The 21,981-nt window shown below is 71.4% G+C and carries 17 protein-coding genes; 11 read left to right on the top strand and 6 right to left on the bottom strand.

The annotated features are described in order from the left end of the window. Position 1: 1 nt before the first annotated feature. Genes KIS93_RS60840 through KIS93_RS60825 form a run of 5 tightly spaced genes read right to left on the bottom strand, consistent with a single transcriptional unit; the run spans position 2 to position 7,427 of the window. The gene (locus KIS93_RS60840; RefSeq protein WP_222108159.1) at positions 2 to 2,638 is read right to left on the bottom strand and encodes a glycoside hydrolase family 3 N-terminal domain-containing protein; all 2,637 of its coding nucleotides are present in this window, start codon (positions 2,636 to 2,638) and stop codon (positions 2 to 4) included. Positions 2,639 to 2,651: 13 nt separating this feature from the next. Next, positions 2,652 to 4,097 (bottom strand): glycoside hydrolase family 3 C-terminal domain-containing protein, encoded by a 1,446-nt coding sequence (locus tag KIS93_RS67075; protein WP_246005566.1) that lies wholly within the window; start codon positions 4,095 to 4,097, stop codon positions 2,652 to 2,654. Further along, positions 4,046 to 4,879 (bottom strand): glycoside hydrolase family 3 protein, encoded by an 834-nt coding sequence (locus tag KIS93_RS67070; RefSeq protein ID WP_246005565.1) that lies wholly within the window; start codon positions 4,877 to 4,879, stop codon positions 4,046 to 4,048. Before KIS93_RS67070 ends, KIS93_RS67075 begins: the two co-directional genes overlap by 52 nt. 21 nt (positions 4,880 to 4,900) lie before the next feature. Further along, positions 4,901 to 6,220 (bottom strand): MFS transporter, encoded by a 1,320-nt coding sequence (locus KIS93_RS60830; protein WP_222108158.1) that lies wholly within the window; start codon positions 6,218 to 6,220, stop codon positions 4,901 to 4,903. Positions 6,221 to 6,248: 28 nt separating this feature from the next. After that, positions 6,249 to 7,427, bottom strand: coding sequence for a glycoside hydrolase family 1 protein (locus KIS93_RS60825; RefSeq protein WP_080038449.1), 1,179 nt, complete (start codon positions 7,425 to 7,427; stop codon positions 6,249 to 6,251). 310 nt (positions 7,428 to 7,737) lie between these two features. Between KIS93_RS60825 and KIS93_RS60820 the strand changes: the two genes are divergently transcribed. The 11 genes from KIS93_RS60820 (at position 7,738) to KIS93_RS60775 (ending at position 21,237) form a co-directional block, all read left to right on the top strand. Beyond that, on the top strand, positions 7,738 to 9,798 hold the full coding sequence (locus KIS93_RS60820) for a glycoside hydrolase family 2 TIM barrel-domain containing protein (RefSeq protein ID WP_222108157.1): 2,061 nt from the start codon (positions 7,738 to 7,740) through the stop codon (positions 9,796 to 9,798). Further along, a complete protein-coding gene (locus tag KIS93_RS64200; RefSeq protein ID WP_222108156.1) occupies positions 9,747 to 10,697 on the top strand; it encodes a beta-galactosidase small subunit-related protein in 951 nt (316 codons plus the stop codon). The genes KIS93_RS60820 and KIS93_RS64200 overlap by 52 nt, the downstream gene beginning before the upstream one ends. Before the next feature lie 48 nt (positions 10,698 to 10,745). Beyond that, positions 10,746 to 11,741, top strand: a complete 996-nt coding sequence (locus tag KIS93_RS60815; RefSeq protein ID WP_080038450.1) for a LacI family DNA-binding transcriptional regulator — start codon at positions 10,746 to 10,748, stop codon at positions 11,739 to 11,741. Positions 11,742 to 11,809: 68 nt separating this feature from the next. Then, on the top strand, positions 11,810 to 13,282 hold the full coding sequence (locus KIS93_RS60810; protein ID WP_080038451.1) for a glycoside hydrolase family 43 protein: 1,473 nt from the start codon (positions 11,810 to 11,812) through the stop codon (positions 13,280 to 13,282). Positions 13,283 to 13,376: 94 nt separating this feature from the next. After that, positions 13,377 to 15,791 carry an alpha-L-rhamnosidase gene (locus tag KIS93_RS60805; RefSeq protein WP_080038452.1) on the top strand — a complete coding sequence of 805 codons (2,415 nt, stop codon included), beginning with the start codon at positions 13,377 to 13,379 and terminating at the stop codon, positions 15,789 to 15,791. Between the two features lie 92 nt (positions 15,792 to 15,883). Continuing rightward, positions 15,884 to 16,252 (top strand): VOC family protein, encoded by a 369-nt coding sequence (locus tag KIS93_RS60800; RefSeq protein ID WP_080038453.1) that lies wholly within the window; start codon positions 15,884 to 15,886, stop codon positions 16,250 to 16,252. Positions 16,253 to 16,283: 31 nt separating this feature from the next. Beyond that, positions 16,284 to 17,033 carry an SDR family NAD(P)-dependent oxidoreductase gene (locus tag KIS93_RS60795; protein ID WP_222108155.1) on the top strand — a complete coding sequence of 250 codons (750 nt, stop codon included), beginning with the start codon at positions 16,284 to 16,286 and terminating at the stop codon, positions 17,031 to 17,033. Positions 17,034 to 17,093: 60 nt separating this feature from the next. Then, on the top strand, positions 17,094 to 17,777 hold the full coding sequence (locus KIS93_RS60790; RefSeq protein WP_080038454.1) for a GntR family transcriptional regulator: 684 nt from the start codon (positions 17,094 to 17,096) through the stop codon (positions 17,775 to 17,777). Between the two features lie 78 nt (positions 17,778 to 17,855). Further along, on the top strand, positions 17,856 to 19,007 hold the full coding sequence (locus KIS93_RS60785; protein ID WP_080038455.1) for an acyl-CoA dehydrogenase family protein: 1,152 nt from the start codon (positions 17,856 to 17,858) through the stop codon (positions 19,005 to 19,007). Then, complete coding sequence (locus KIS93_RS60780) at positions 19,004 to 20,029, top strand: acyl-CoA dehydrogenase family protein (protein WP_080038456.1); 1,026 nt, start codon at positions 19,004 to 19,006, stop codon at positions 20,027 to 20,029. The genes KIS93_RS60785 and KIS93_RS60780 overlap by 4 nt, the downstream gene beginning before the upstream one ends. Further along, a complete protein-coding gene (locus KIS93_RS60775) occupies positions 20,026 to 21,237 on the top strand; it encodes a CaiB/BaiF CoA transferase family protein (protein WP_080038457.1) in 1,212 nt (403 codons plus the stop codon). Before KIS93_RS60780 ends, KIS93_RS60775 begins: the two co-directional genes overlap by 4 nt. On the opposite strand, the gene KIS93_RS60770 is transcribed toward KIS93_RS60775, so the two are convergent. Beyond that, positions 21,229 to 21,852 (bottom strand): TetR/AcrR family transcriptional regulator, encoded by a 624-nt coding sequence (locus tag KIS93_RS60770; RefSeq protein WP_080038458.1) that lies wholly within the window; start codon positions 21,850 to 21,852, stop codon positions 21,229 to 21,231. The two genes, KIS93_RS60775 and KIS93_RS60770, sit on opposite strands and share 9 nt — an antisense overlap. Positions 21,853 to 21,981 lie beyond the last annotated feature (129 nt).

Here is a 21,981-nt window from a genome sequence, read left to right as displayed (position 1 = left end):
ACTAGGCGCGTTGTGGCGCCGTCATCTGCGCGTGCACCTGCGCGACGAGCCGCTCGACGGTCTCGGGAGCGATCCGGCCGCCGCTGTAGAGCGCCATCTGCTGGAGGGACATGCCGAACGCCGGCGCGAGCGTCTCCTCGTCGGCCCCCTGGAGCAGGCCACGGAGCAGGTCGCCGCCGACCGGGTGCTCGAGCCACTCCAGGACGGTGTTGTCGCCGGAGAGCGGAGCCGCTGTGCGGAGCGCGGCGGCACGCGCGGCCGCGCTGCGCGCCGCCGTCTCGGGGTCGACCGGGATCACCGACATCGAGCTGGTGAGAGCACGGTCCGCGCCGGGGTGGTGAACGCCGCCGGTGAGCGTGACCGACGTGCGCAGGTGAATCTGCGCGGACGACCCGCCGATGAAGAGCTTGATCTTCCCGGGCTCGACGAGCCAGCCCTCCTCGGGATCCCACAGCGCGAACATGCTCGCGGGCACCGTCGCGGTGACCCGCACCGCGGCACCGGCCTCCAGCGACACCCGCCGGAAGGCGACCAGTTTGCGGCGGGGCCGCACGCTGCGTGCGATCACGTCCTGGCCGTACACCTGGACGACCTCGTCACCGGCGCGATCCCCGACGTTCGCCACCGTGAACGACAGCTCGATCTCGCCGTCGGCCGGCACTTCCGGCCGGCTGATGTCGAGGTCACGGTAGGCGAAGGTCGTGTAGCTCAGGCCATGCCCGAACGGGAACGTGGCCCCCGCGCGTCCCTCGACGTAGGCGGGAGTCTGCGCCGCTCGCCAGTAGGGCAGGGGCGCGCTGCCGGCGAAGTCGAGGAAGGAGACGGGCAGCCGCCCTGCGGGGTTGACGTCGCCGAAGAGCACGGCGGCCACGGCACTGCCGGCCTCCTCCCCGCCGAACCAGCTCGTGACGATCGCGGGTACGGAGCCGGTCATCCACCGCAGCGAGTAGGGGCGGCCGTGGCTGAGCACGACGACGGTCGGCGTGCCCGTGGCCGCGACCGCCTCGACCAGTTCCCGCTGCACGCCGGGCAGCTCGCACGTGGCGCTGTCCAGGCCCTCACCGACGGTGCCGAAAGCGTTGATGCCCGCCTGGTCTCCGACGACGACCACCGCGACCTGCGCGGACCTCGCCGCTTCGACGGCTGCGGGGATGCCCGAGCGGTCCTCGTCCTGGATGGGACAGCCGGGCTCGTACAGCACCGTCGCCCCGCGGGCCCGGTCGCGGATCCCGTCGAGAAAGGTGACCACCGGGACGGACTCCACCATCAGGCGGGCCCGGTCCGCTCCCGTCGAGCCGCCGAATTCGGCGGCCTCGTCCGCGCGCGCCGTCGGGTCCGCGGCGAGCGCGAACCGCTTGGCCATGCTGTCGAGCACCGGGTAGCTGTAGTTGCCGAGCTGCCCCAGCAGACGGTCGGCGTTCGGGCCGATCACCGCGATCGTCGCGGTGCCCGGATCGAGCGGAAGGAGGGGAACGCCGTTGACGGGCTCGTTGCGGAGCAGGACGACCGACCGCTCGGCGATCTCACGGGCCAGGCCACGCGTCTCGGCGGAGTCGAGCGTCTCCGGCACCGCCTCCAGATCGACGTAGGGCCGCTCGAACAGCCCCAGCTCGAACTTCGTCCGCAGGACCGTGCTCACCGCCAGGTCCAGGTCGGCCATCGGCAGGAGCCCGGACTCGACCGCCTCGATCAGATGGCCGGTCGCCAGCCGGGGGACGAGGTCCAGGTGCACCCCGGCGCGCACGGCCTGGGCACTGGCGGCGGCGTCGCTGTGCGCGGTGCCGTGCTTGGTGTGGAGCTGGTTGACGGCGCCGAGGTCGGAGATGACCAGCCCGTCGAAGCCCAGCTCGTCGCGGAGCAGGCCGGTGAGGTGCGCGCGCGAACCGGTCACCGGAACGCCATCGATGTCGACGTACGCCGGCATGATGCCGCGTGCCCCGCCGTCGCGGATCACCATCTCGAACGGGACCGCATGCACCTCGCGCAGCTCACGCGGGCCGATCGAGACCGAGTCGGTGTTACGGCCGCCGGCGCCGGCGCTGTAGCCGAGGAAGTGCTTCACCGTGGCGACGAGCGGCGTCCCGGCATCGGCCTCCTGCATGCCGCGGACGAACGCGGTGGCCATCGAGCCGACGAGGTACGGCTCTTCTCCGTAGGTCTCCTCCACCCGCCCCCAGCGTGGGTCCCGCGCCGTGTCGGCCAGCGGCGACAGCGCCTGCCGGACGCCGGTGCGCGCCATCTGCGTCCCGATCGCGGTGCCCATCCGCTCGATCAGCTCCGGGTCCCAGGTGGCTGCCTGGGCGATCGCATCGGGGTGCATGGTCGCGCCCTGGATCTTCAGCCCCACCAGAGCTTCCTCGGCGACGAGAACGGGAATGCCCAGACGCGTGTCCTCGACGTGCTTGCGCTGCAGTTCGTTGACCGCCGCGGCACTCTCGCGCGGGGACCTTTCGAGGGTCGACAGCGCCGCGACGACGGCCCCCCATCCGGTGGGCGGCGGGTCGTGGACGTCGATCGCCGGTGCGGTGGGCGCGGCGAGCTGCGCGGCCTTCTCCTCGAGGGTCATCCGGCCGAGCAGATCCGCGACCCGGTCGGCGACCGGCAGCGAGGCGTCACGGTAGGGCGGTTCGGAACGCAAGATGAATGTCCTTTCAGTGTGTACGTGAGGTCGCGGCCAGCTCTTGCAGCCGTTCGACGGGCAGGTCCAGGCCGGAGATGGTGATGAACTGGCGCATGGTCATCGACCTGACCATCGCCATGTGCTCCTCGGAGATCGTCGCGTCCGCGAATCCGAGCGCTTGCAGGGTGGGCGCCGAGATGACGGGGTGTTCGAGCCAGGCGCCGATGGTGGAGTCGAGCGTGACCTCCCGGGCGACGATCTCACCGGCCAGTTCGACGCTCGCCGTCACCTCGACCGTGTGCGCGTCCGGGCCGACCTGCACCTCGTACGTGCCCGGCGCGACGACCCACGCGCCGGCGTCGATGTCCCAGTACGCGAACGCCCGCCGGCCGAGCTCGAACCGGACGGTTTCTCTCTGCCCGGGGCTGAGCTCGATCTTCGTGAACGCTCGTAGCTCCCGTACAGGGCGCCGCACCGGGCCGGCCGTGGTCGCCACGTACACCTGTACGACGTGCTTGCCCTCCCGCCCGCCGGTGTTCTCCACCTCGACCTCGACCGTGACACTGTCCGGGCCAGTCACCCGCGCCGACACTGAGCGGGTGACGAAGGTCGTGTACGACAGCCCGTGGCCGAACGGGTACCGGACCGGGGTGCCGAACGTGCTGAACTGCCGGTAGCCGACGAAGATCCCCTCGCCGTAGCGGACGTGACCCTGTTCGCCCGGGAAGTTCAGCGAGCTGGCGTGGTCGTGCAGACGCACCGGAATCGTCTCCGCGAGGTGGCCCGAGGGGTTGCGCACGCCGAGCAGCAGCTCGGCGATCGCGCGCCCGCCACCCTGCCCCAGGACGAAGGCTTCGAGCACGGCGTCGACGTCGTCGTGCCACGGCTCGAGCGAGACGACACCGCCGTTGGACAGCACCACGACCGTCCGCGGGGCGACGCCGGCGACGGCGCGGATCAGCTCGACCTGCTCGGCGGGCAGGTCGAGCGAGTCGCGATCGACGCCTTCGGACTCCCAGCGCTCGCTGAGCCCGGCGAAGACGACGGCGACGTCGCACTGCCGGGCCGCCGCCACCGCTTCGGCGACGAGTTCCTCCGAGCCGGGTTCGTCCAGGCGGTACCCGGTGGCGTAGGCAACGGCCGATCCGTGTGCCGCGGCCACCGCCCGGATCTCCTCCACCGGGACGTCGACCCGGTAGGCGTTCACGTGCGCGCTGCCCCCACCTTGTATCCGGGGGTGCTCGGCCAGCGCACCGAGCACGGCGATCCGGACGCCGCCTCTCAAAGGGAGAGTGTCGTGCTCGTTGCGGAGCAGGACGGCGCACTCGGCGGCGAGTTCCCGGGCCAGTGCGTGGTGAGCATCAAGGTCGACCCCGGCCGTACGGCTGCCGCGCCGGGCGTCCAGCCCCGCGATGCGGCGCACGCTCAAGTCGATGACGGACGCGTCGAGGTCGCCGGCGCGGACGGCTTCGAGCACCTCGTGGTCGCGGCCCGCGTCGCCCCCGGCATCTCGAGGTCGAGACCGGCCCGCAGCGCGGCGACGCGGTCGACGACGGCGTTCCAGTCGGAGACGACCGCACCCGTGAAACCCCACTCCTCGCGGAGCAGGTCCGTCAGCAGCCAGCGGTTCTCGCAGGCGAAGACACCGTTGATCTTGTTGTAGGCCGCCATGACCGTCGCCGGCTCGGCTTCGCGCACCACGTGCTCGAACGCCGGGAGATAGATCTCCCGCAGGGTGCGCGGATCGACGTCCGCGCTGATCGTCTGCCGGTTGGTCTCCTGGTTGTTGGCGGCGAAGTGCTTGACCGACACGCCGGGTCCCTGCGCCTGCAGGTGCCGGACGAACGCCGCTGCGAGCGCTCCGGACAGGTACGGGTCCTCCGAGTAGTACTCGAAGTTGCGTCCGCACAGCGGGGAGCGCTTGATGTTGACGCCGGGCCCGAGCACGAGGTGGACCCCTTGGGCGACCGCCTCCCGGCCGATGGCGGCGCCGACGCGCGCGGCGACGTCGACGTCCCAGCTGGTTCCGACGGCGACCGCCGGAGGAAAGCAGGTGGCCGGGTCGCTGTCGTACATGGCCAGGTGGTCGTGCTCTCCGGACTGTTTGCGAAGCCCGTGGGGCCCGTCCGCCATGGTGACGCCGTCGATGCCTGCCTCCGGCAGGCTCCGGGTGGTCCAGAAGTCACGGCCGGACAGCAGGGTGACCTTCTTCTCCAGCGGGATGCCGTCGAGGGCGGCGGGGTGCTGCTCGTGTGTCACAGGTACTCCAGGGATCGAGAATCAGCGCACGCTGCGGATCTTGGCCGCGGTCACCACGGCACCGAGGCCGAGGACCGCGCCTGACAAGAACAGGCCGCCGTAGTTCCCGCCGCCGCCGAGCCGCAGGATCACGGAGGCGATCAGCGGGGCGAGGACGCCCGCCAGGGTGCCGGACAGGTAGTAGATGTTCATGTACTTGCCCGCCTTGTCCTTCTCGGGCATGACGTCCGAGGCGAGGGCGAGGTCGACCGAGTTGAACGCTCCGGTGCCCGCCGACAGCAGGATCCCGCCGACGGCGAAGAGCAGCATCGAGGGTGCGCTCGCGGCGACCGCGAGGCCGGCCACGATGAGCCCGGTCGCGAGGAAGATGAACGGCTTGCGCCGCTTGAACCGGTCGGACAGCGTCCCGCCGGCGATGGAGGAGCCGACCAGCGCCAGCAGGCTGAGCCCGCCGACGGCCGCGAGCTGACGTCCCGCCTGTTCGGGGGTGAGGCCCAGACGATCCTGCAGGAGGTACAGCTGGTAGGTGCTGAAGAACGTGGACCCGAACGACAGGCAGAATTTCCCCAGCCAGACCAGCGCGAAGTCCGAGTGCTTGAGCGGGTTGAACCAGATGTTCCCGAACACCTCGAGGATCGATCCGACCCGCACGTCCTCGGACGCCGGCCGGTCGGGGATCACCACCACGTACAGCAGAGCCGCGATGCCGAGAACGGCCACCGGAGTCAGGAACAGCACAAGGATGTTTCCGGTCAGGAAGCTGCCGAGCAGTGTCGCCCCGACGCCGGCCACCGCGGCGGTCACTCCACCGAGCGCCCCTACCGTGCCGCGCTGCTCCGCCGGCACCTGTTCGGCGAGGAACGGGTTGATGGCGGTGCCGATCGCGGCGTTGGCCACTCCCACGACGACATAGCCGGCCAGCATGAACGTGATCGCCGGGGCTACGGCGATGATCAGTGCGCCGAGAGCCGACAGCACGAGACCCGCCGCGAGGAAGGGCCGCCGGCGGCCCCATGCCAGCCGGGTGCCATCGCTCAGCACGCCCACGGGCAGGCCCACGAGCAGGCTGATCAGCCCGCCGACGCCGAGAACGAAGCCCAGGCTCGCATCCTTGCCCGCCGGATCGATCAGCTGCACCTTGTAGGCGAGGCTGAACAGAGCAGGCAGCAGCAACGTCAGCTGGAAGCCGAACATCGTCAGCGCGTAGACCGCGATGGTCCAGACACCGACACGGGGCGGGTTCTCCGGGGGCGCGACGCTTGCGATGAGCTCCTCGTGACCGGCGAGGACCGCCTCGGCGGCGGCTTGCGGCGGTTCGGCAGGAGGGGTAGGAGTGGTCACGATGCCTCCATGGGCGAACGGGGTGGGGCTAGAACGTCAGGGCGTTGGCCTGGGCGATCTGTCCGAGCCAGCGAAGGCTGGGCTTGGGCCGGCGTTCAAAGGTCTCCCGGTCCACGGCGATGAGCCCGAAGGTGGGTTCCCAGCGGCCCCATTCGAAGTTGTCGAGCAGGCTCCAGTGCAGATATCCCCGCACGTCGGCGCCCTCGCTGATGGTTTCGTGCAGCGCCGTGAGCGCGCCCTGGGTGTAGGCGACGCGCCGGGAGTCGTCGGAGGTGGCGATGCCGTTCTCCGTGACGACGATGGGGACGTCGCCGACGACGTCGCGGGTGTGCCGCACGGCGATGCCGAGCGCGTCGGGCCGGTAGGCCCAGCCCATGATGGTGTTGTCCGGGTGGTCGGGGTGCGGGACGACGCCGTTGTCGTCCACGAGCTGGCTGGTGTAGGACTGCACACCGACGAAGTCGTCGCCGCGGGCAGGCTCGAGGTACATGTCCTCCCAGATGTGCTGCACCTCGGCGTGCTTGCTCTCACAGCCGGGGGCGGGCAGGAGCGCCTGGTTGGCGACCGTCCAGCCGACCTTGGCGCCGGTCGCGGCGCGGACCAGTGGCGCGGCGGCGCGGTGGGCGGCGATGAGGGCCTGTCCGATCTCGGCGTCGGGCAGGGCGCCGACGAACTGGTACTCCTTGCCTTCCGCGAGGCGTCGCTGCTGGCCGTGGTTGACGGCGACGATGTTCGGCTCGTTGATCGTGCAGACCCACGCGACGCCGTCGAGGATGGTGCAGGCCTGCTCGACATAACGGCAGAACGCGTCGACGGCGCCGTCGCCGAGCCAGGCCCCGCGCTCGCCGAACCAGATCGGATGGGTGAAATGGTGCAGCGTGACCACAGGGGTGAGACCCAGCCCGAGAGCCGTGTCGATCATGCGGCGGTAGTGGGCGAGTTCGGCTCGCGAGAACTTGCCGGGACTCGGCTCGATCCGGGACCACTCGATGCTGAAGCGGTAGGCGTTGCAGCCCGCATCGGCCAGCAGGCGCATGTCTTCCTGGTAGCGGTGATAGCTGTCCACCGCGTCCCCGCTGAACTGCACCCCGTGGTCCGCGGCGGCGTGCTCCAGCTGCCACCAGTCGTTGTTGAGGTTGTTGCCTTCGATCTGGTGAGCAGCGGTGGAGGCTCCCCACAAGAAGCCGTTCGGAAAGGATCGGGACATCGGATTCTCCGGGGTCGGTACTGATGAACGGCCGAGCGTCCGCGGCGGGTGGGCAGCGCGTTTCGCTGGGGGCGACCACTCCGGTCGCGTCGGCGAGCCAAGCGGCAACTTTCGCGTGCAAGCTTGCCGGTTACCGTAGCTTCCTCAACTTTCACGCACAAGTACTTGCGCGCGAAAGTTAGCCTGCCTACAGTGAGGGGCCTCGTCCGCCCGGCAGGCGGAGGCGCGTGGGACGCGGGGCATGCGTCAGGGACGCCGAGCCGCGCCGGCCATGCGTGGCGACGCCCGCACCCACTCAAGGAGACTTCCGTTGAAACGCCTGCCCATGAGCGCCCTGCGCCGGGCCCCCGACATCGTTCTCGATGGCACGTGGGAGTTCCGTCTCCTGCCGGATGAGCAGGAGTGGAAGCGGGTCCAGGTGCCGGACCTGTGGACCATGAGGGAGAAGGCCGACCCGCCCCACTACCTCAACATCGCGATGCCGTTCGACGAGGTGCCCCCCGCCGTCCCGGAAGCCAACCCGACCGGTGTCTACCGGCGAACGGTGGATCTGGCGCCGTCTGCGGGACGCCGGATGATTCTGCACGTCGGTGCGGCCGAAGGTCACCTGAGCGTCACCGTCAACGGCCACGCCGTCGGCACCAGCACCGACTCGCACCTGGCGGCCGAATTCGACATCACCGACGTCGTGACGGCGGGCTCCAACACGATCGAGCTCGAGGTGGCCAAATGGTCGGAGGTCACCTACCTGGAGGACCAGGACCACTGGTGGCAATCCGGCCTGTCCCGGACGGTGTTCCTGTACTCCGTGCCGCAGGTGCATGTGGCCGACGTCGCCGTCGTCGCGGACTACGAGGCGGAGCACGGAAGCCTACGCGTGACAGTGGCCACGGCCGGGCTGGACCATCTCCACGAGACCGGCTGGTCGGCGCGCATTTCGGTGCTCGGCCGGACACAGACGCGCAGGATCACCCCGCGTGTTGTCGAACCGGCCTTCGCGCCGCCGTTGACCGATCGCACCAAGCGGCCCGAGCCGCTGGGCGTTGCCGACGGTGTCATGGATCTGCTCAGCTTGCGCGCGGCCGGCGCCCCCATACCCGCGGAGCTGCGCCCGGTGGCTGAGCACGTGATGCCCTCCGGGAAGAAGGCGGGCACCGCGGTGTTCACCCTCGACGCGCTCGACGTGCGGCCCTGGACCGCGGAGACGCCGCATCTCGAGGAGCTGCTGGTCCAGTTGATCTCTCCTGAGGGCGAGGTGGCGGATACGGCACGGCTGCGGATCGGCTTTCGCCGGGTGCGGACCGAGGGGCGTGATCTGCTGGTCAACGGCGAGCGGGTGCTCATCCAGGGGGTCAACCGCCACGATGTGGATCCGCGCACCGGCCGCGTCGTCTCCCGGGATCTGATGCTGGCCGAGCTGTCCCTGCTCAAGCGATTCAACGTCAACGCGATCCGCACCTCGCACTATCCCAACGACCCGGACTTCCTCGACCTGTGCGACGAGATCGGCTTCTACGTCATCGACGAAGCCGACATCGAGGGGCATGCCTTCACCACCACGCTCGCCCACGACCCGCGCTACCTGCCCGAGTTCGTGGAGCGGGTCTCGCGGATGGTGCTGCGCGACCGCAACCATCCCTGCGTGATCATCTGGTCGCTCGGCAACGAGACCGGTTACGGCCCCAACCACGACGCCGCCGCCGCATGGGTGCGCGGCACGGACCCGACCCGGCCGCTGCACTACGAAGGCGCGATCGCGCGCGACTGGCACGCCGGTCACGCCGCCACCGACCTGGTGTGCCCGATGTACCCCTCGTTCGAGGCGCTGGCGGCGTTCTCGGCCGACCCGAGGGCCGACCGGCCGGTCATCGTGTGCGAGTACGCCTACTCCCAAGGCAACTCGACCGGCGGCCTGGCCGAGTACTGGCGGCTGTTCGAGAGCCTGCCGGGCCTGCAGGGCGGCTTCATCTGGGAGTTCAAGGACCACGCGCTCGACCCCGACGGTGACGGCCGCTACCGCTACGGCGGCGACTTCGGCGACGAGCCCAACGACGGCATCACGCTACTCAACGGAGTCGTCTTCCCCGACCTCACCCCCAAACCGGCACTGTACGAGGCACGCGGCCTGTTCAGCCCGATCCGCATCACCTCGAGCGCCGAGGAGGCCAGGGCCGGGACGCTGCGCATCCGCAACCGGCAGACCTTCGCCGGTCTCGACGCCTACGAGCTGCGACTCCAGGTGGAGACCGAGGCCGGGCCGGCAGGCGCGGTCACGCTCGCCGCGCCCCCACGACCCCGGGCGCCGAGACCGCGATCGCGTTGCCGGATACCATCCGCGCCCTGCTCGGCACCGCCCTGGCCCTCACCGTGACTGTGCACGCGAGACAGGACGCCGTGTGGGCGCCGGCGGGAACGGAAATCTCCGCCCATCAGGTCACCATGCCCCGCCCGCTGCCGCGCCTTCCCCGCGGCACCGGCACCAGCCCCGCCGAAGTACGTCACCCGCTGCTGCGCCGGGCGCCGCAGCTGTCGCTCTGGCGGGCCCTCACCGACAACGACCAGTCGTTCGCCCTGGACAACCGGTTCGTCCGCAGCGGCTTCTTCCACCTCACCCCCATCGACGTCCGCGCCGGCGGGGCCACGACGACCATCCGCTACCGCGCCGCCTTCGGGGACGAAGTCGTGCACACCCGCACAGTCACCGTGCTGGAGGAGGGCGACTACCTCCTGGACGAGCACGTGACGCTGGTCGGCACCGGTGCCGACGGGCTGCGGGTGGGCATGGAGTTCGAGCTCGCCGACGGCTTCGACCAGGCCCGCTGGGTCGGGCTGGGGCCCTGGGAGAACTACCCCGACCGGCGCGCCTCGGCCCTGCTCGCCGCCTGGGAGAGCCCGATCGACGAGCTCGCCGTGCCCTACCTGAAGCCGCAGGAGAACGGCACCCGCGGGGAGGTCACCGAACTGCGGCTGTCCGGCCCCGCCGGAACCGTGCGGACCCTGCACGCGACACCCCTGCACATGAACGTGAGCCGGCACTCGGTCAGCGAGCTGGAGACAGCCGGCCACTGGTGGAAACTGCGGCCGAGCGCCAAAACCGTCGTCCATCTCGACATCGCGCACCGTGGTGTCGGCACGGGGCTGCTGGGCCCCGACACCCGGCCCGCGCACCGGCTGTCAGAGCCTGAATACCGCTGGCAGTGGCGCTTGACGCTCTCAGCGGCCGACCGAGACGACGCCGAGCCCGCACCTGCGGCCTGCGTGAGATCATGAGAAAGACTTACGCGTGCAAGCCCTGCCCTCCTCAGAGGTGAAGCTCCCGTGACGCAACGCAAAAAGCGAGTCACCGCAACCGACGTGGCCCGCTCGCTGGGATTGTCCCGCGCCACTGTGGGCTACGTGCTGAACAACACCCCCGGGCAGAGCATCCCCGCCGCCACCCGCGAGCGGGTCATGGCCGAGGCCGCTCGCCTGGGCTACCGGCCGCACCGGGCAGCCCAGGCCCTCGCCAGCGGACGCAGCATGATCATCCTGCTGGTGCTGCCCGACTGGCCGATGGAACACAGCCTGCGCCTGACCCTGGAGACCGCCTCCCACGTCCTCGACGAGGCCGGCTACGCCCTGGTCACCTACACCCGCCACGAAGGAGGTCAAGCCCGGCCCCTGTGGGAGTTGCTCAACCCGGACGTCGTCATCGCCTGGACGGCCATCAGCGCCGCCGAGCGCACCTCCATGCAGGCCAGCGGCATCACCAAGATCCTGCCGGTGCTGCAGCAGGAGCAGGCCGTACTGTCCTCACCCACGCTCACCGCAGGCACGCACCTGCAGATCGCGCACCTGTACGAGCAAGGTCACCGGCGGCTCGCCTTCGCCACCAGCGTCAACGAGCGCTTCTCCCTGCTGGCCCAAGGACGGGCGGCAGCGGCACGCGAGGAAGCCGACCGGCTCGGCGCCGAGCTGCTCGACCTGCGACCCGTCGATCACCGCGACGGCAGCGTCGTCCGAGCCGTACGGGAATGGCATGCGCAGGGCATCACCGCCGTCGCCGCCTTCAACGACGACATCGCCGCGATGACCGTGGCCGCCGCGCAGCGGGCCGGGCTGTCCGTCCCCGGCGATCTGGCGGTCATCGGTCACGACGACACGCCCATGGCCGGCATGCTCTACCCGTCGCTGTCCAGCGTCAGCATCGACAACGTCGGCCAGGGGCACTACCTCGCCGACCAGGCCCTGCACGCGGCCGAGGATCGCCCCCTGCCCGAAGCGCCGCCAGACCTGCACGCCGCCATCGTGGTCCGCGAATCCACCCGGCGGTAATCCGCACCCCTCGTCCCCTCGGGGACGACAGAGCGGCCTCGCGACAGAGGCCGCCCAGGAGCCACCTCATGACGACAACCCCCATCATCGCCGGGTTCCACCCCGACCCGACCATCTGCCGTGCGGGAGACACCTACTACATCGCCAACTCCAGCTTCGAGTACGCGCCGGGAGTGCCGATCCACCGCAGCACCGACCTGGTGACCTGGACGCCGGTGACCAACGCGCTGCGACGTCCCGGCCAGCTGAACGTCCGCGCCGCCCCGGCCAGCACAGGAATCTACGCACCGACGCTCCGCCACCACGAGGGAAGGTTCTGGCTGGTCACCACGAACGTGGTGGAGTTCCACCGCGGCCAGCTGATCGTCTCCGCCGATGATCCCGCCGGTCCCTGGTCGGAGCCGGTCCATGTGGGCGCAGCCATCGGGATCGATCCCGACCTCGCCTGGGACGAGGACGGCACATGCCACCTCACCTGGGCGTCGTCCGGACCCGAGCTGACCGGCATCACCAGCGCGCCGATCGACCCCGCGACAGGCAAGCTGCTCGCTCCGCCGAGGGTGCTCTGGACCGGCACCGGGCTGGCCTATCCGGAGGGCCCCCACCTCTACCGACGTGACGGCTGGTGGTACCTCATGCTCGCGGAAGGCGGCACGGAACGGGGGCACGCGGTCACCATCGCACGTTCCCGCTCCCTGGACGAGCCCTTCGAGGCGGCGCCCGCCAACCCGATCCTCACCCATCGCAGCACGAGTCACCGCGTGCAGAACACCGGCCATGCCGACCTCGTCCAGCTGGCCGACGGCTCCTGGGCGATGGTGTACCTCGGGGTACGTCCCCGCGGCCAGAGCCCGATGTTCCATGTCAACGGCCGCGAGACGTTCATCGCGGGCGTGGAGTGGATCGACGGCTGGCCGGTGGTCGATGAGGAACGCTTCACCCCCGATCCGCCGGACCACTCGTTCGTCGACCGGTTCGACTCGCCTGACCTCGACCCGCGCTGGGTGTCGCCGAACGTGTTCCCGCACACGTTCGCCAGGTGGCAGGCGCCCGGCCGCCTGGTGCTGACAGCGCCTGCCGAAGGCGAGCCGCGGCCGGTGCTCGCGGCACGAGCACGCGATCCCGAGTGGACCGCGGAGGCCCGGCTCGACACCTCCCGGGGCAGCGGGCGCCTGCTCGTCGGCATCGACGCTTCCCACTGGTACGGGCTCACAGCCGACGCCGGGACGGTGGAGGCCACGCTCGTCATCGGGCCCGCGAGCACGACCGTCGCGCGGGTGCCGGTTCCCCCGGGCGACGGCGTGAGGCTGCGCATCTCGGTAAGGGAGCCCGCGGCGGCCGGCCTCATGCCGCCGCCGCAGCCCGACATCGTGGAGCTGGCGGTCCTGGCCGCTGACGGGACGCCGCAGGTCCTCGGCGCTTTCGACGGACGCTACCTGTCAACGGAAGTCGCCGGCGGCTTCACCGGTCGCACGTTCGGTGTCGAGCCGGTCGCCGGCGAAGTCGTGCTCCACCAGGTCTCCTACCGCGCCCACCCCTGACGGGCGGCTCGCGCCCCAGCGCGCCGGCCCCGCGCCCACCCTCCATCACCACCGCACCCTGTCTTTCACCCCTGTCCGCTGAGGAGCTTGCCTCATGTCGTTCGTCACAGCGCCGTTCCCCGCCGAAGCGCCCTACTTCCGGCGCGAGTTCACCTCCGGCGGGCCGCCGGACCACGCCCGGCTCCAGGTGACCGCCCTGGGCATCGTCGAGCCGTACCTCAACGGCACCCGCGTGGGCGACGAAGTGCTGGCGCCCGGCTGGACCTCCTACCGGCACCGGCTCCAGGTCAGCACCCATGACGTCACCCCGCTGATCCGCTCGGGCGCCAACGCCCTGGGCGCGATCGTCGGCGAGGGCTGGGCCGCCGGCCGCCTCGGCTACGAGGGCGAGAGCCACCACTACACCCAGCGGCCCGCCCTGTACATGCGGCTGGAACTCATCTACGGCGAGCAGACGGTCATCGTCACCACCGACGAGCAGTGGACGGCCGGCACCGGCGCGGTGCTGGCCGCGAGCCTGTATGACGGCGAAGACTATGACGCACGCCGGGAACCGGACGGCTGGAACCTGCCCGGGTTCACCGGCGCCTGGTCGCCGGTGGAGCTCCTCGACTGGGACCTCGGCACGCTCGTCCCCACGGTCGCCACCCCGATCCGCCGGGTCGAAGAGCTGATCCCGGTGGAGACGTCCGTCAAGGACGGCAGGACGATCATCGACTTCGGCCAGAACATCTCCGGCTGGATCCGGCTGACCACCACCGGTGAGGCGGGCCAGAGCGTGACGATCCGGCACGCGGAGCTCCTGCGAGACGGGGCCCTCGACACCGAAACCCTGCGCACGGCCAGAGCCACCGATCGCTACACCCTGCGCGGCGGCGGCCAGGAGGTCTGGGAGCCGCGCTTCACCTTCCACGGCTTCCGCTACGCCGAGATCGACGGCCCCTTCGATGAGGTCAAAGCCGTGGTGGTGCACAGCGACATGCGCCGGACCGGCTGGCTCGACACCTCCCACGACCTGCTCAACCGCCTGCACGCGAACGCCGTCTGGTCGATGCGGGGCAACTTCGTCGGCGTGCCGACCGACTGCCCGCAACGCGACGAACGGCTCGGCTGGACCGGCGACCTCAACGCCTTCGCCCCCACCGCGGCCTTCCTGTACGACGTCCGCGACGTTCTCGGCTCCTGGCTGGAAGACCTCGCCGCCGAGCAGCGGGAGAAGGGCTACGTGCCCTGGGTGGTGCCGGACGTGCTGTCCACCCCTTCCTCTCCTACCGCCCTGTGGAGCGACGTGGCGGTCAGCCTGCCCTGGGTCCTGTACCAGGAGTACGGTGACGAGGAGATCCTGCGGCGCGGCTACGACTCCATGGCCGCCTTCATCCGCGACGTCGAGACCAGGCTCGACGACAAGGGGCTGTGGAGCAGCGGCTTCCAGTTCGGCGACTGGCTCGACCCCGACGCGCCCCCGGAGAACGCCGGCGGCGGCAAGACCGACCGGCATCTGGTGGCCGCCGCCTACCTGGCCAAGACCACACGCGAGATGGCCGACACCGCCCGGATCCTGGGCACCGCCGATGCCGCACACTTCGCGTCGCTGGCCGAAAGGACGCGGGAGGCCTTCCGCGCCGAATACGTCACCAGGAACGGCCGCGTCGCCGGCGAGACCGCCACCGCCTACGCGCTGGCCATCTGTTTCGACCTGCTCGACCCGGCCCAGGAAGCGCACGCCGGCACCCGCCTGGCCCGGCTGGTCGCCAAGGCCGGATTCAGGATCTCCACCGGCTTCGCCGGGACCCCGCTGATCCTGCCCGCCCTCAGCCGGACCGGTCACCTGGAGGAGGCGTACCTCATGCTCCTGGAGACCGGCTGCCCCTCCTTCCTGTATCCGGTCACCATGGGCGCGACCACGATCTGGGAGCGCTGGGACGCCGTCCGCCCCGACGGCAGCCTCAACTCCACCGGCATGACCTCGCTCAACCACTACGCCCTCGGCGCGGTCTGCGACTGGCTGCACAAGACCGTCGGCGGGCTGACCCCGCTCGAACCCGGCTACCGGCGCATGCGCATCGCCCCCCAGCCCGGAGGCGGCCTCACCCACACCACCCTCACCCACACGACTCCCCACGGCGAGGTCCGCGTCGGCTGGCGCGTCACCGACCGGTTCACCCTCGACGTGAGGATTCCCGACGGCACCGATGCCCTGGTCGAGCTGCCTGACGGCCGGACCGCCGAGATCACCGGCGGCAGCCACTCCTTCGACTGCGAACTGCCCGGCCGCGACGGCCCCCGCGAGCCGTACACCATGGACACCCCCTTGAAGACGCTCGCCGGCGACCTGGCGGTGTGGCGGGCGCTGACGGAGGTGTTCGCCAAGCACTTCCCCGGCATCCCCCTCGACGGCACCGCCCCCGAGGCGGCCGCATATTCGCTCAACCAGATCGTCGGCTTCGTCCCCGGTGATTCCGAAGAGCTGCGGAACGACCTGGAGACCGTGCTGGAAGGTTCGCGGTGAGTTCCCAATCAGTGGAACACCCGCGTCCGCTGCCGCCCACCGGCCGGTGTACTGGCCTTCGCGCCCGGACTCACCACGTGTCAGGAGGCACCATGGCCCTCGCGTTCACCAAGCTCCTCGTCGGCGATCTCGAAGCCGAGGTGGCCTTCTACTCGGCGGCCCTGGGCCTGGTCACCAAGCACCGGCTCTCCGCCGGGGAAGGCGAGGAGGTGATCCTGTGCGCCCCGGGCCACGAGGAGCCTGCCCTCATCCTGCTCCACCGCCCGCACCAGCCACGCCCCGAGCCCGGTGAGGCCGTGCTCGGCTTCGTCGTCGAGGACGTCGAGCAGGTGGTGCGGGCGGCGGAAGGCGCCGGGGGAGTCGTACGGGTCGCACCCAGGGCCGTACCGCAGGCCGGCGTGACCGTCGCGCAGGTCGAGGACCCCGACGGACACCTGGTGGAACTGCTCCAGCACCAGTGACCCGTCAGAAAAGGCAGAGGAGAGGGAAGACATGATGTTCGATCTGTCGGGCCGTACCGCGCTGGTGACCGGAGCCGGTCAGAACGCGGGTGCGGGCATCGCCCGCGCGCTGGCCGCGCAGGGCGCCGCCGTGGCGGTCAACGACCTGGTGCCGGAGCGCGCCGAAGCGGTGAGCAAGGAGATCACCTCCGCGGGCGGACGCGCCGTGCCCGTCGTCTTCGACGTCACCGACCTGGAGGCGGTGCGGGACGGCGTCGGGCGGGCCCGCGCGGAGTTCGGCCGTCATCTCGACATCCTGGTCCACAACGCGGGCATCCCCGCCGACTTCGGGCAGGGGCCGTTCCGCACGCTGGCGCCGGACCGGTGGCGGGCGCCGGTGGAGATCAACCTGTTCGGGGCGATGAACTGCGTGTCGGCGGTCGCCGACGACATGTGCGAGGCGGGCTGGGGGCGGATCGTGCAGATCTCCTCCGGGGCGGCGCGCACCGGCTCGGCGGCGGGCATCTCGCTGTACGGGGCGGCCAAGAGCGGGGTGGAGGGCTTCATCCGGCACCTGTCCCAGGAGTTCGCCCCGTTCGGCGTGACCGCCAACTCTCTCGCGCTCGGGCTGCAGAGCAACGCCGCCGGGGACAGCACGGAGGAGTTCGCGCGGCGCATCCCGACCCGCAGGCTCGGCACTCCGGAGGACGTCGGAGCGGCCGTCGTCTATCTCGCCTCGCCGGAGGCCTCCTGGATGACCGGCCAGACCCTCAACCTCAACGGCGGCAGCGTCACGAACTGAGCCCCGCGGCGCGTGCGGGGCGGCTCAACCCCTACGGTGGAGGGGATCGTGAGGAGTGCCATGCCGTCCAGGAAGACTTCACCCACCGCCGCGCCTGCCGCCGGCCAGGTGGTGGCCCGGGTGGTCGACGAGATCACCCAGATGATCGTGTCGGGGGAGTTGCTGCCCGGCCAGCAGATCCGGCAGGAGCACATGGCGGCCGCCCTCGGGGTCAGCCGGCTGCCGGTGCGCGAGGCACTGCGCCAGCTCGCCGCCGACGGCCTGGTGGTGCACGAGCAGCACGTCGGCTTCGCCGTGACCCGGCTGAGCCGATCGGAGTTCGACCAGGTGTATCTCATGCGCAGGCTGCTGGAGACGGAGGTGATCCGCAGCCTGCCCCGGCCCGGCGCCGACGAGCTCGACCACATCGCGGCCCTGGCCGAGGAGGTCGAGCGCGCCGCCGCCGAGACCGACCTGCCGCGCATGCGCGTCCTCAACACCCGGTTCCACTTCGCGATCTTCGACTTGAGCGAGCTGAACCTCGTCGTGGGCCAGATCAAGCGCGTCTGGACGTGGGCGCTGCCCTATCACGCGGTCTACCTCCACGACGAGGCGGGACGGGCGCGGATCCTGGCCGAGCACCGGGAGATGGTCGCCGCGCTCGGAGCCGGAGACGTGGAGCGGCTGGTGGAGCTGATGGACACGCATCGCGCGGGATCGTCGGACCAGCTGAGCCTGATGCTGGCCCCAGGCGTGGCACGCTGACCGTCCGCTCAACGGAACATCGTCCCCTTGGGCGGGCTCCGGCCCCATAGCGTGAACCGGACCGAAGGAGGAGTCCGGTTGACGACGAGCATCCATCTTCCCCCGCACCGCCTCAGTGCAGCCGCGCGACGGCTTCGCGACGACGTCCGGAGCTTTCTGGACGGCGAGCTGGCGGCAGGCACCTTCGTCCCGCGCTGCGACGCGTGGATGTCGGTGGCCGATCCCGCCTTCAGCCGCCGGCTGGGCGCGCGCGGCTGGATCGGCATGACGCTGCCGAGCGCCTACGGCGGCCATGACCGCTCCCCGCTGGAGCGGTTCGTGGTGACCGAGGAGCTGCTGGCCGCGGGCGCGCCCGTCGCCGCGCACTGGATCGCCGACCGGCAGATGGCGCCGTCCATCCTGCGGCACGGCAGCCCCTCGCAGCGCGAGCGCTACCTGCCGGCGATCGCCCGCGGCGAGTGCTACTTCGCCATCGGGATGAGCGAGCCCGACGCCGGCTCCGACCTGGCGTCCGTACGCACCCGCGCCCGGCAGGTCGACGGCGGCTGGGAGATCACCGGCACGAAGGTGTGGACGACCGGGGCGCACTTCGCCCACGCGATCGTCGTCCTGGCCCGCACGGACGGCTCGCCGGGGGACCGGCACGCGGGGCTGTCGCAGTTCGTCGTGGACCTGCCGGCGCCGGGCGTCGAGATCCGGCCGATCCGCACGATCGACGGGGAGCACCACGTCAACGAGGTGATCTTCGATGCGGCCGTCGTCGCCGAGGACAGCCTGCTGGGCGAGCGCGGCGCGGGCTGGCGGCAGGTCACCGCCGAGCTGGCGCACGAACGGTCCGGGCCGGAACGCTACATGAGCACGGTGCCGCTCCTGCGAGCGTGGGCGGAGCACGTGCGGCAGCACGGCGACGCGTCCGCCGAGCGGGAGCTGGGCGGGCTGACGGCACGCGCCTGGACCCTGCGCCAGATGTCGCTGTCGGTGGCGGCGGCCCTGGCCGAGGGGCGGCCGCCCGAGATCGCCGCCGCGCTGGTGAAGGATCTCGGCTCCCGCTTCGAGGCCGACGTGGTGGAGACCGTGCGGAGGCTGGCGGGCATCGAACCCCGCAAGCACGGGCCGGGCCTGGAAGGACTGCTCGCCGAGGCGATCCTGCACTCCCCGGCGTTCACCCTGCGCGGCGGAAGCAACGAGATCCTGCGCTCGGTCGTGGCGCGCGGACTGGGGGTCCGGTGAACGACGATCTGCGCGCGGAGATCCGCGCCGCGGTGACCGCCATCCTGGACCGGCGGGGCGAGGACCGTACCGGCAGGGCGTGGAAGGAACTGAGCGAGGGCGGATTCCACCTCGTCGGCGTTCCCGAGGAGGCCGGCGGCAGCGGGGGCGGTCTTGGCGAGCTGGCGGTGGTGGTGGATGCCGCGGCCTTCCACGCCGTGCCTGTGCCGGTGGCGGAGACCGCTTTCCTCGCCGGTTGGCTGCTGGCCCGCTCGGGGTTGTCCGTGCCCGCGGGCATGACCGTCGCCTCGCTCGACGAGGCGCGCGGGCACCGGCAGGACGGTGTGCTGCGGCTGTCGGGGCGCCTGCGTGTGCCGTGGGCCCGGCACGCCGGCCACGTTGTCACGATGGCGCGCTGCGCGCAGGAGAACCTGGTCGCCGTCATCCCTGGCGATGCCGGGGCGGAGCTGGTGACGGCGGAGAACCTGGCGGGCGAGCCGCGCGACCTGCTGGTCCTGGACGGAGTGGTGGCAGCCGCGTCCGCCGCCGCGCCGCCCGGCCTGGACGCCACCGCGCTGCTGAGGCGGGGCGCGCTGGCCAGGTCCGTCCAGCTCGCGGCGGCGGCCCGCGCGGTGCTGGTCTCCGCCCGCCGCCACGTCACCGAACGCGAGCAGTTCGGCCGCCCGCTGGCCCGCTTCCAGGCGGTGCAGCAGCACCTGGCGGCGCTGGCCGCGCAGGTCACCGCGATGCAGGTGAGCGCGCAGGCCGCCGTGGCCGCGGTCGAGCACGAGGACGCGGACGCCGCCGTGGCCGTCGCCGCGGCGAAGGCGGCCACCTCGGCCGGCGCGCGGCAGGTCGCCGCGATCGGCCATCAGCTGCACGGCGCGCTCGGCTACTCCAGCGAGCACCACCTCGGGGCGGTGACCACGCGGTTGTGGGCCTGGCGCGAGGAGTTCGGCAACGAGAGCCACTGGCACGACCACCTGGCCGCCGCCCTCCATGACCGCGCCTGGTGGCCGCTGCTGACCGGGGACGCCAGGTGAGCGGCGCCGTCCGCGGCGTGCGGGTGCTCGACCTCAGCCGGGTGCTGGCCGGGCCGTTGTGCGCGCAGATGCTGGCCGACCACGGCGCGGAGGTGGTCAAGGTGGAGGCGCCCGCCGGTGACGAGACCCGCCGGTGGGGCCCGCCGTTCGTCGACGAGGCCGAGACGACCAGCGCCTACTACCAGGGCCTCAACCGCAACAAGGCCAACGTCGTGCTCGATCTGCGCACGCCGCCGGGCCGTGAGGTGCTGCACGATCTCATCGCCCGGGCGGACGTGGTCGTGGAGAACTTCAAGGCGGGCACGATGGAGGGATGGGGGCTGGGGTACGAGTCCCGGCTCGCGCGGGAGTTCCCCCGGCTGGTCTACTGCCGCATCACCGGTTACGGCGTCGACGGCCCGCTCGGCGGCCTGCCCGGCTACGACGCCGTGCTGCAGGCCTACGGCGGGCTGATGAGCCTGAACGGCGAACGCGACGGCGACCCGCTGCGCGTGGGGGTGCCCATCGTGGACCTGACCGCCGCGCACCAGGCGTTCGCGGGCGTGCTGCTGGCGTTGCTGGAACGCGCCGGCAGCGGGCGGGGCCAGCTCGTGGACGTGACACTGTTCGACGCGGTCCTGTCGATCCTCCACCCGCACTCCGCCACCTACCTGCAGTCCGGGCAGGTGCCCGAACGGACCGGGGCCGCGCACCCGACCGTGGCGCCCTACCAGGTGTTCCGGACGAAGGGGCAGGGCAAGGGGCCGGGCCGCCTGTTCGTCGCCGCCGCCAGCGACGCCCAGTTCGCCGCGCTCACCGAGGTGCTCGGACGCCCGCACCTGGCCGGCGATCCGCGCTTCCGGCGCAACAAGGACCGGGTCAGCCGCCGGGCGGAGCTGCTGGCGGAACTGGAGCCGCTCTTCCTGCGCCGCGATGCCGGCGACCTCGCCGGAGAGCTGGCGGCGCGCGGCGTGCCGGCGAGCCCGGTGCACGACCTCGACGGCGCGCTGTCCGCGCCGCACACCCGCCACCGCGCCATGGTCGTCCAGGACGGGACGTACCGCGGGATCGGGGTGCCGATCAAGCTGAGCCGGTCGGCGGCGGCGCCGCCGCGTGCCCCCGTGGCGGCAGGGGCCGACACCCGCCGCGTCCTGACCGGGCTGGGCTACAGCCCGGAGCGGATCTCGGCGCTGGGCCGTTCGGGGGCCTTCGGGCCGCACTCACCCTGACGAGGCCCGGGCGGCGGCGACCGTGCGGACGCCGTCGAGCACCATGCGGAAGGCCTCCCGCAGCAGGTCGGCGACGTCCTGGCCGGAGTCGGAGGTGATCCACCGCATGAAGACGTGCCGGGTGGCCTGCACCACGAGGTAGGCGGGCAGCGAGCGTTCGAGCGGGCGCTCGCCCCACCCGAGGCGCTTGCCGAGGAACTCCGCCACGGCCTCGGACAGCTCCTCGTCGACCTCCATCCAGCGCAGCCGGTACTGCGGGCTGGCCGCCATCACCGCCAGGAAGCGGCGCTCGGAAGGACCGACGGTCTCCTCCTCGAGCGCCGACATCCACACCCCGACCAGCACCTCGATGAGATCCCCTTCGCAGGGGGCCTCCCGCAGAGCCCTGATGACGAGCTGCGAGCTGTGGCGGAACAGCGGCCGGACGACGTCCTCCTTCACCGGGAAGTGGCGGTAGAACGTGCGGGTGGCGATGCCCGCCGCCTCGGCGATGCGCTCGACCGTCGCCGAGGTGTCGCCGTCGGAGACGAAGATCTCGGCCGCCTTGCGAGCGATCGTCATGCGCAGTTCTTCGGTACGCCGCTCCGTCAAGCTCTGCCGGATGGGCTTGGTCATGGGCAACACCTCACAGCCTCAGTCTCCCAGAGGCTCGGCACCATCCCGATCCGCATTTCGTATGCGGAAACTGGATCCAATGTGTTTACACCGCTGCAACCGGGTCGTAAGCTCACGAGGTGTCAGTTT

It is taken from the genome of [Actinomadura] parvosata subsp. kistnae, from assembly GCF_900323885.1.
In the GTDB taxonomy this organism is placed as follows: domain Bacteria; phylum Actinomycetota; class Actinomycetes; order Streptosporangiales; family Streptosporangiaceae; genus Nonomuraea; species Nonomuraea composti.
The sequence above is the reverse complement of the archived record's forward strand: the minus strand, read 5'-3'. Positions and strand labels throughout refer to the sequence as shown.

What these genes read in the sequence shown, in the direction of transcription:
- KIS93_RS60825 (WP_080038449.1), bottom strand. Translation starts at nt 7,427, where the DNA reads ATGTCCCGATCCTTTCCGAACGGCTTCTTGTGGGGAGCCTCCACCGCT.
- KIS93_RS60810 (WP_080038451.1), top strand. Translation starts at nt 11,810, where the DNA reads ATGACGACAACCCCCATCATCGCCGGGTTCCACCCCGACCCGACCATC.
- KIS93_RS60805 (WP_080038452.1), top strand. Translation starts at nt 13,377, where the DNA reads ATGTCGTTCGTCACAGCGCCGTTCCCCGCCGAAGCGCCCTACTTCCGG.
- KIS93_RS60800 (WP_080038453.1), top strand. Translation starts at nt 15,884, where the DNA reads ATGGCCCTCGCGTTCACCAAGCTCCTCGTCGGCGATCTCGAAGCCGAG.
- KIS93_RS60795 (WP_222108155.1), top strand. Translation starts at nt 16,284, where the DNA reads ATGATGTTCGATCTGTCGGGCCGTACCGCGCTGGTGACCGGAGCCGGT.
- KIS93_RS60790 (WP_080038454.1), top strand. Translation starts at nt 17,094, where the DNA reads ATGCCGTCCAGGAAGACTTCACCCACCGCCGCGCCTGCCGCCGGCCAG.
- KIS93_RS60770 (WP_080038458.1), bottom strand. Translation starts at nt 21,852, where the DNA reads ATGACCAAGCCCATCCGGCAGAGCTTGACGGAGCGGCGTACCGAAGAA.